A 4,970-nucleotide genomic window follows, 5' to 3' on the forward strand; every position below is an offset into this window, starting at 1 on the left:
CCCGCGATGGAGCGGCCAGCCGTATCGGCAGCGCCTCTGGCTGGTCGAAGGCGGCTTGCGCGTGGAATATGGCGACGAAGTTTTCAAGCTTGAGCCCGGCGACTGCCTGGACTTCGGCGTTGACCGCCCCGTGGCCTTTAAAACCCTGGGGCGCAGCGCCTGCCGCTATTTGCTGGTCGTCTGGCCCGGCTGAATTTGTCGCCCCTTACCCATTAACTGGCAGCAGCAGACCCCGGCACAGCCGCGACGTCAAGCGCCGCATGGCGCGCGCGTATGCGCCGCACCTGCAGCGCCGCCCCAATGATGTACAGCAGCAAAAGCACACCCGTGGCGGCCTTGAGTTCGGGCGCATCGGCGTTGGGCAGCAGTGGCGCACCCAATGGCAGGCGCGTCGAAGTCTCGGTGATGGCCGGAATCATGTGGAATAAAAAGGTCATCGAATAGCCCAGCGTCTCCACATACGGCGAGGCACGGCCCAGCACCTTGGTGGTGCCCGCCACCCAGGCAATGCCCAGCACCAGCAAGGTGATGATGCCCAGCGCATGCGGTTTGCCGAAACCGCCATGCTGGAAGATGCCAAAGCCCGTGAGGCAGGTGAGCACCGTGGTCCAGATATAGACCTTGCCCAGTGTGGACGCGGCAATGATTTCCTTGTCGCGAAAGAAGGCGATCACGGCAGCCGCAACGGCCACCAGGCTGATGGCGGTGTGGATCACACCGAGGTAGGTCAAACCATAGATCATCGGAATCTCCTTGTGCCCCTGCCAGGTGAGGGACGTGGGGTTGAACAAGCTGACATGGGTACCCATGCAAACGCCGTGCCGCGCAGATTGTTGCTGGTGACGCCGCTTTTGCCCATGACTTTTCGGCTTGCGCGGCCACGGCCCGATAATCGGTAGTACACCGTGGCCGCAATGCGCCGCTCCTTAGACCAGAAGTACTCATGAAAAAAACCTACCAACTCAATATCGAAGGCAAAAACCGCGACCGCCTGCTCGATGCCGCCAAACACGACATTCGCAAATACCTCAAACGCGAACGCGCCAAAGCCTTGCCCAAGGGCGTGGACTACTGGGACTTTGACTGCAAGTCTGGCGCGAGTGATGCCGCTGCTTCGGAGGTGCCGGTGGCAGACCTCATCAAGTCGATTGACGAGATCGTGAAAGACGGCGCGCCGCAGTTCTATGTGGAAGTGGTGGCCAAGGGCGGTGTCAAGGTGCCCCGTGCGCGCAATGAGGGTGACGACGATTTCGCCGACGTCGAATAAGCATGCGCAGACTCTTTGTGCTCCTGCTGATGGCCGCAGTTGCCGCGTCAGCGTATGCGGACCCGAATCTTGTCGGCCAGTGGAAGTCTGACTCCGAAATCAGCATGCGCTTCAATAACGAGCGCGCAAAGCTGGACAGCAAGACGGCCCTGTTTCTTTCGCAGGTGATGGGTCATATGACCCTGACCTTTACGGCGGACGCCATGACTTCCGAGCTGCCGGATCTGGAGACGAAAACGCAGGAAGGCCGAAAGAGGCCACTGACAGGCTTTCGCGAAACGCATCCGTACCGTGTCCTGGGCGTTGCTTCGGATTCGGTTGCAGTCAAAACCGTTGCGCCAGTGACCGGCAGGGACGCCATCGTTCTCTATAACTTCATAAGCCCAGACATGTTGTGGGTGTACGCAGGAGGGGAAGACAACTCGCAGAGTCTTCATCTGCGTGAATACTATGTACGGGTGAAGGACGCGCCCAAGCCCGATGTGCCCAAGCCGGATGCGCCGAAGAGCGCGCAGCCCTAGGAACATCACTCCCGCAGGGGGTGACACCCGCTCCATCACAACATTCAGGGCCCCCTACCAATGCCCAAAATGACGGCCACAGACTCAGGAGAACAAAAGCTGCTCGATAACATTCGCAAGTTCGGATGGCATTGCATGCAGGTTTTTGGTGACGACCAACACGAAGCGTTCAGCTACACCGTTGGTTTATTTCATACATACGGCCACCCCGAACTGCTGATTTACGGCTTGCCAAGCGAGGTCGCCCACACCATCTTGAGTATCGCCGTCGATGCGATTGCAAATGGGAAAGCCATAAATCGGGGTGAACCAACAGACGCGCTGCTTGAAGGCTATTCCTGCGTATTTGTACCCGTACCGTCCACTGAGTATCCGGAGCATGTCGGGTTCGCCCGCTGGTATTACGACGGAGACAGTTTTCCGGTTGAGCAAATCATATGGCCTTCCCGGGCAGGTCTCTTTCCCTGGCACCCGGAGGCCTCGCTCGAGTTCCGCACCAAGCAGCCCGTTCTTGGGCAGCATGAAAGAGGCTCCTGACCCTCATGGATAGAGACCCACAAGCTCCATCAAGCCCGTTCCCCGACACCATCAAGCAGGGTGACGTGTTCTGGATTGAAGCGGACCCCTCGCGTGGCTCCATCCCGGGCTCCCCGCATCCCCATGTCGTCGTGCAAGACGACGTGTTCAACCGCTCCCGCATCAGCACGGTGATTGTTTGTGCGCTAACTTCCAACCTGAACCGCGCCACGGAGCCAGGCAATGTCTTGCTGGAGCCTGGTGAAGGCAATCTGGAAAAGCAAAGCGTGGTGGTTGTGTCGCAGGTGTCTTCCGTGTACAAAACACGCTTGGGTGCGCATATCGGGACGCTGTCAGGTGAGCGGGTTCAGCAGATATTGGCGGGGATGCGGTTTCTGCAGGCATCGTTTCACAACCGATAGTCTCTCAACCATGAACGGTCTCTGTATGCAGAAAAAAACACTGATTGCCGCGTTGCTGTTTGCCTTCGCATCAATGCCTGTATTGGCATGCAAGCCCACGCTGGTAGCCGATGCCTTTTTTGCCAACGGCGCCGTGGCCTTGGACGAAAAATCACGGGCAATGGTGATCGCCCTTGTGGAAAAAGCCATTCCCCATCCCGTTGAAAACGCGATCGTAATGGGCTTCGCCGATATCTCGGAAGGCGACCCGAAGTCGATCAAGCGCATTGCAACCGCTCGTGCTGACTACGTCAAATCCTTGATGGTCAAGGCCGGATTTCCTGCCTCACGAGTCTTCGTAGAGAGCCGGCAGTTGATAGGCCCCTACTACGGATCGCCAGATGCCGCAAAGAACCGGCGTGTGGAGCTGGAGGTTCTTTATTTGCCGCCAGGCGCGTGCGGCGGGCCACTGCGGAAGTTTCCCTGAGGGAATTGCAGCAGGATTTTGAGTGAAGTTGATGTGTCCTGCACCTGATCAGCTTTTAGGTAGCTTCATGCCAAACTCTCCGCAGCACATGAAACTATTTTTAAGTGCGCTCGGAAACTCAAAGAAATGACCTGAAGGCCCACACCATGCAAGCGCCAAGTGCCTCCACCATCACACTGCTTGTGCTTCTTCCGTTGATCGCGTGGCGCGTTTACGCGCGCTTTCGTCGCATGGTCGGGCGCCAGCGCCTGTCGAGAATTCGCCCCTGGATTACCTTGGCCATCTTTCCCGTCCTGCTTGTGTTGCTTGGCTTCGCCGCGCATGAACACCCCGAACGGCTTTGGTGGCTGGCCGGTGGCCTGGGCCTCGGCGCATTGCTCGGCATCTTCGGTCTGGGCAAGACGCACTTCGAACCAACACCCCAAGGCCTGTTCTACACGCCCAACGCGCATCTAGGTATCGCGCTTTCGTTGCTGTTCGTCGGGCGCATCGCCTATCGCCTGTTTGAGGTCTATGCCGCTGAGCCGGCGGTGCAGCACGGAATGGGCGACTTCGCCCGCAGTCCGCTTACGCTCGCTGTCTTTGGGCTGCTTGCGGGGTACTACATCAGCTACGCGATCGGTCTTGTGCGTTGGCGATTCCGTGTTCTGCGGGCCAAGAGGGAGCGGGACGCGCTGGGACCAGATGCTTAGCTTCCATTAGTTGCCGCCGACGCCTGACGGGGGCATCGGGTTCATCGCCACACCCCCTGCGGCTGATCGCTGCTCAACCCTTGGGTACAAACCCCGCTTTGGTCAGCTCATCAACAACGACTTTGCTGATGCGGGCGGCCGTGCCGTTGTCGGAGTCGGCACAGGCATGAGCATCCAGCTCGCGATCGGCCCTGACCCGCCGGTGCGGTCTTCACTTTTGGCGCTGGACTTTCCATGTTCCGTTTTCTGCCAGGAGTTTGAGGCCCGCCTGCGGTGTTTCAATGCGGGTTTCCTGGACAGAGGCATCAAGTGCAAATGTCTGCCCGGGTTTTTCCAGGGTGAACCAGAAAGAGCCGGAGCGCACCAGAGGTTCGCCTTGAAACCAATAGTCGTTTCCTCTGAAGCTTTGCGATTGAATGCAACCGGGCCAGATCAAGCCTGAGCAACTACTGAAACGCTCGGCTGCTGTTCTGGGCACCACCAGCACAATGGCAGGTGAGACCGTGAGCAGGTGCATCTTGTAAGGAAAGTCCCGCCCGTCCTTGCCATGCTCGACCTTGTTCAGCCAAGGCCTTAGCACCGGCAACTGCTCCGTAAATGAATCAAGCTCCCCAAGCAAAGGCCAGATGTGAACGCGTTTTCCAGAGGAATCCGTGAATGCATAGTCGCACGTTGGGCCCGCAAGAAAACCGCTGGGGCCGCATCTGTAAACAACGTTTGGCCTCGCACCCCCTGTATTCAACGCTCCGGGTACGGTCTTTGACCGGGGTGCATCAAGCTCGTGCCATGGTCCGGCGAGTGGGGCACAGGCCACCAGTGCGAGCAAGGCAGACAACGAGACAGCAGTCCGGGCGAGATTGATTTTCATGAGGGTGACGAGATGGATGAGAAGGCGTTGRAGGCGCTTGTGCGGGCGGCTGCGGCTCTGAACAAGGCGTAGACGACGCCTCCTGGCGCGGTGCAATCCGTGTTTTGAGGCGAAAAAGTTGACTATTTTTTGACGTACTTCCAAACTTCATCGGCAAGTGCAATTAGTGTGCACCCGGCTAAAAATATTGTGCCTGCAACTACACCCCATGCTAGCCA

Annotated in this window: 9 protein-coding genes; 7 read left to right on the plus strand and 2 right to left on the minus strand. The window is 58.3% G+C overall.

Annotated features, from left to right (window positions below; translation table 11 throughout):
• A partial coding sequence (locus AC1D1X_RS15410; RefSeq protein WP_477698591.1) for a cupin domain-containing protein occupies positions 1–193 on the plus strand: 193 nt, incomplete at its 5' end.
• A gap of 19 nt (positions 194–212) precedes the next feature.
• Here the strand turns inward: AC1D1X_RS15410 and AC1D1X_RS15415 are convergent.
• A complete protein-coding gene (locus AC1D1X_RS15415; RefSeq protein ID WP_477671214.1) occupies positions 213–743 on the minus strand; it encodes a hypothetical protein in 531 nt (176 codons plus the stop codon).
• 200 nt (positions 744–943) lie between these two features.
• Here AC1D1X_RS15415 and AC1D1X_RS15420 point away from each other — a divergent pair, with 200 nt between their 5' ends.
• The 6 genes from AC1D1X_RS15420 (at position 944) to AC1D1X_RS15445 (ending at position 3,884) form a co-directional block, all read left to right on the plus strand.
• Positions 944–1,267, plus strand: a complete 324-nt coding sequence (locus AC1D1X_RS15420; RefSeq protein ID WP_477670821.1) for a DUF6172 family protein — start codon at positions 944–946, stop codon at positions 1,265–1,267.
• A 17-nt stretch (positions 1,268–1,284) separates the two neighbouring features.
• Positions 1,285–1,788 (plus strand): hypothetical protein, encoded by a 504-nt coding sequence (locus tag AC1D1X_RS15425; protein ID WP_477698592.1) that lies wholly within the window; start codon positions 1,285–1,287, stop codon positions 1,786–1,788.
• A 69-nt stretch (positions 1,789–1,857) separates the two neighbouring features.
• Positions 1,858–2,325 carry a DUF4262 domain-containing protein gene (locus AC1D1X_RS15430; RefSeq protein ID WP_477698593.1) on the plus strand — a complete coding sequence of 156 codons (468 nt, stop codon included), beginning with the start codon at positions 1,858–1,860 and terminating at the stop codon, positions 2,323–2,325.
• Between the two features lie 5 nt (positions 2,326–2,330).
• The gene (locus AC1D1X_RS15435) at positions 2,331–2,726 is read left to right on the plus strand and encodes a type II toxin-antitoxin system PemK/MazF family toxin (RefSeq protein WP_477670818.1); all 396 of its coding nucleotides are present in this window, start codon (positions 2,331–2,333) and stop codon (positions 2,724–2,726) included.
• A gap of 25 nt (positions 2,727–2,751) precedes the next feature.
• Complete coding sequence (locus AC1D1X_RS15440) at positions 2,752–3,192, plus strand: OmpA family protein (protein ID WP_477670817.1); 441 nt, start codon at positions 2,752–2,754, stop codon at positions 3,190–3,192.
• 146 nt (positions 3,193–3,338) lie between these two features.
• The gene (locus AC1D1X_RS15445; RefSeq protein ID WP_477670816.1) at positions 3,339–3,884 is read left to right on the plus strand and encodes a CcdC protein domain-containing protein; all 546 of its coding nucleotides are present in this window, start codon (positions 3,339–3,341) and stop codon (positions 3,882–3,884) included.
• 211 nt (positions 3,885–4,095) lie between these two features.
• Here the strand turns inward: AC1D1X_RS15445 and AC1D1X_RS15450 are convergent, their stop codons facing one another.
• On the minus strand, positions 4,096–4,752 hold the full coding sequence (locus tag AC1D1X_RS15450) for a hypothetical protein (RefSeq protein ID WP_477670815.1): 657 nt from the start codon (positions 4,750–4,752) through the stop codon (positions 4,096–4,098).
• Between the last annotated feature and the right edge of the window lie 218 nt (positions 4,753–4,970).

This window comes from Polaromonas sp. P1_G4 (assembly GCF_056405475.1).